Annotated in this window: 4 protein-coding genes; 3 read left to right on the forward strand and 1 reads right to left on the reverse strand. The window is 28.4% G+C overall.

The annotated features are described in order from the left end of the window. Nucleotides 1-20 precede the first annotated feature (20 nt). Nucleotides 21-164: a TMEM175 family protein gene (locus MC378_RS15175; RefSeq protein WP_242179670.1), complete on the reverse strand. Its 144-nt coding sequence runs from the start codon at nt 162-164 to the stop codon at nt 21-23. Nucleotides 165-276: 112 nt separating this feature from the next. Between MC378_RS15175 and MC378_RS15180 the strand changes: the two genes are divergently transcribed. From MC378_RS15180 to MC378_RS15190, 3 genes are all read left to right on the forward strand, one after another. Beyond that, complete coding sequence (locus MC378_RS15180; protein ID WP_242179671.1) at nt 277-1,173, forward strand: EamA family transporter; 897 nt, start codon at nt 277-279, stop codon at nt 1,171-1,173. 86 nt (nt 1,174-1,259) lie between these two features. Then, nucleotides 1,260-1,784, forward strand: coding sequence for a hypothetical protein (locus tag MC378_RS15185; RefSeq protein ID WP_242179672.1), 525 nt, complete (start codon nt 1,260-1,262; stop codon nt 1,782-1,784). 77 nt (nt 1,785-1,861) lie between these two features. Beyond that, entirely contained in the window at nt 1,862-3,661 is a 1,800-nt protein-coding gene (locus MC378_RS15190; protein WP_242179673.1) for an adenylate/guanylate cyclase domain-containing protein, read from the forward strand. Nucleotides 3,662-3,838 lie beyond the last annotated feature (177 nt).

Here is a 3,838-nt window from a genome sequence, read left to right on the forward strand (position 1 = left end):
TTTTCTTGTTAATATTAATTTTAAATGTAATTAATTCTAACAAAGTATTTAACACTTGACAAACATAGGATGACAACTTCAAGAACAAGCAATGTCATCGCAATTGAAAATACAGCATCACTAAAACTGATGACTCTTGCTTTATCAAATGTTTCGTTTTCCATAAAAATGTAAATTGATAGTTTTCAAATATAATAATTTATTCATCTAATTTTTAATAGAATCAAAATACTTATTTCAATTTTAATAGTAAATTCGCAGGCTAATTGATAAGTTATGAGTACACAAAAACCTAAAGTATTAATAATACTTGCTTTCTTTGCCATCTATGTTATTTGGGGGTCTACTTATTTATTAAATAAGATTGCTGTCACAGAATTGCCTCCGTTTTTTTTAGCTTCTATTAGATTTTCATTTGCAGGTATTCTAATTTTTATCATTGCTAAATTGATGAATTTAAGCCTTGTTATCACTAAAAAACAACTGCTAAATTCTTTTTTAGCTAGCTTTTTCTTTTTAGTCTACGGAAATGGAGTTTTTGTTTGGGCTTTAAAATATGTAGATAGTGGTTTTGGGGCATTAATAGCATCTACACAACCGCTTTTTGTTTTATTGCTGATGAGAATTATTGACAGAAAACCAATGAAGAAAAAATCGATGATTGGTATAGCCTTAGGTATTTTGGGGATGTACCTTTTAGTCAGTCAAAACGAATTTTTAAATTCAGACCAAGCGCTTTTAGGAATTTTTATGATCCTTACCTGTGTTTTAAGTTGGAGTTATGGAAGTGTTTTTGTTTCTAAAGCCGATTTACCTAAAAGCTTTTTTGTGAGTACAGCCTATCAAATGATTATTGCGGGTGTACTATTAGCTTTATCTAGTATTTGTTTTAAAGAAACTTGGAGCAATCCAACCAATTGGAGTACTAATGTACAAATGTCCATGCTTTTATTAATTGTCTTTGGCGGAATCATTGCTTTTACTGCTTTTAATTATTTACTAAAAGTTGTATCAACAGAAAAAGTAGCAACATCTGCGTATGTAAACCCGGTAATTGCCTTATTATTAGGTTGGTATTTTTTAGAGGAAGAATTAACAATTCAATCTATTATAGCCTCAATAATTCTATTAACTGGAGTTTATTTTATTACTGCTCGAAAAAAGAAACTTTAAACAATATATAAACATCACTTTTAATATAGACTTGTGACTTTTAAATAATTACTTATATTTGACCGAACAAAAAATATATAAAGAATATGAAAAATTTAAAAATAGGATTAGTTTATTTATCTGTATCTTTTTTTTTAGGATGTGCTTCATCAAATGACAATAACACTACACCAAAAGAGATAGAGGTAGAAGCTGTTTTGGACGTGAGTTCATTAGCAAGTCTTCCTGATGGGGCAGATATAACTTCTTTAGTGAGCTTTGAAGATGGACAATCTGCTGCTAACTATACAACTGAAGCTATTATTGGTGATGAGATTAGCTATATTATAAAAACAAATTCTTCTACAACAACAACTTGGAATGCAGGTTTTATTTATAATTCTGGAGATCTAGAATTCTGGAATACAGGTTTAGAGTATATTTATCTTCCAAATATACCAGGGGCGCAACAAGGTGAAGAAATGATTGCAGGTTTTACGATTAAAGAAGGTGTTACTGTAGGAAGTGAAATAAAATTTGACATTCAGATCAACTTAGTAGAAAATGGTGTTTTAGATAATTCAAAGACCTTTATAATAGACCCAAAAATTAAAATTAGAAGAACTCGTTAATATTAATAATATTGATCAATTTAGTGAGAAACTTAAGTAAAATATCAAAAGCAAAATTATTTAAAGCCTATTTTTTAATGGGCTTTTTTACTTTATGTACATTTCAAAGTTTTTCTCAAGATCAAAGTTTAAGCGATAGCTTAAAAATAAAGTTTAAAAAAAACAATTACCAAAGAGCCCAAAAATTAAAAATATTAGAAGATATAGCCTTTTCAGAAACCAATACTGATGAAATTCTTATTTATAGTAAAGAATTAATTGAATCTGCGAAAGAAATGGATTCTGCAAAATATATTTATTCTGGCTATTTACAAATGGGAAATGCTTATCGTTTAAATGGAGATTTAACAGAAGCTTTAGACCATTACTTTAAAGCGTCTAAAGTTGCTCTAGATAAAAATTTAAATTCAGAATACGCAAGTATAAAAATTGCTATTGCAGATGCTTACTCTATTATGGAAGATAGTAAAAATGCCGTTAGTTACTATAGAAGTAGTATTAAACTTTTAAAAGAAATAAATCCTTTAGATACCATTAATTTGGCATCTGCTCACTTAAACTTAGGAGATGAGTATTATAATCAACAAAAATTAGATTCTGCTTTATATTATTTTAAAGAATCAGAAAGACTTTTTAAAGCAGCAAAATCAGAAGTTGGTGAAGCATATAATTTAGGAAATGTTGGACTAGTATACGCAGAAAAAGATGAAAATATTAAAGCTGAAAAAAATCTAAATGAAGCGATAAGAGTACTAACAGAAATTGAAGACTTTTACCCTATATGCGTGTATCTTAATGCAATGTCAGATATTTATGCAGCAAAAAAACAAAATAAAAAGGCATTAGAATACTCACAAAAAAGTCTTGATCTTGCAGAAAAATATGGTTTTAAAGATCAAATAAGTGATGGTTTTTTAAAGCTATCTACAATTTACGAAAAAAGAGGACAATACAAAAACTCTTTAAATTTATATAAAAAGCATGTTATTTATAGAGATAGTGTTAGTAATGTAGATAAAGTAAAAGCAATGGCAGATTTAGAAACAAAGAGCAAATTAGCCATTGCAGATGAAAAAGCAAAACTAGAATTAACCAAACAACAAGCAAAAACAGAAATATTAAATGAGCAAAATAAAACTCAAAAAATTATTGTTATTGCTATTGGTATTGCCCTTTTATTAATTGGGTTCATTAGTGTTTCTCTATTTAAAAACAACAAAATTATTGCAAAAGAAAAAACGCGTTCTGATAATTTATTAAAAAATATTTTACCCGATGAAACTGCTAAAGAACTAAAAGAAAATGGAAGTGTTAGGGCAAAAAGATTCGAATCAGTTTCTGTTCTTTTTACGGATTTTAAGGGCTTTACTCAATTTTCTGAAAATTTAACTCCAGAAGAACTGGTGAAAAGTATTGACTTTTACTTTTCTAAATTTGATGAAATTATAGAGAAACACGGATTAGAAAAAATTAAAACGGTTGGTGATGCATACATGTGTGCATCAGGATTACCATTTCCTAGTCAAGACCATGCTTATAAAATTACGTTGGCAGCTTTAGATATTGTTAATTTTGTAAATAGAACAATGTTAAATGCGGCAAATGATAAACCAAAACTAGCCATTAGAGTAGGGATCAACTCTGGTTCTGTTGTTGCTGGGGTTGTTGGAACAAAGAAATTTGCCTATGATATTTGGGGAGATGCTGTTAATGTAGCAAGTAGAATGGAAAGTTCTGGAGCTGTAGGTAGAGTAAATATTAGCGAATCAACCTTCAACATTTTAAAAGACAATAAAGAGTTTTTCTTTGAATCTAGAGGCGCAATTGAAGCAAAGGGAAAAGGTAAAATTAATATGTATTTTGTAGATCACTTATAAAAATATTAATAATCTTAACTTCATTAAAAAAAGAAAAGATACATCAATCTACACTTTTATTTTTATAAACAGATTGCTTCACTAAGTTCGCAACGACGTGTGTCATCCTATGTTTGTCAAGTGTTAAATACTTTGTTAGAATTAATTACATTTAAAATTAATATTAACAAGAAAAGT

This window comes from Polaribacter marinus, assembly GCF_022662535.1.
GTDB lineage: Bacteria > Bacteroidota > Bacteroidia > Flavobacteriales > Flavobacteriaceae > Polaribacter > Polaribacter marinus.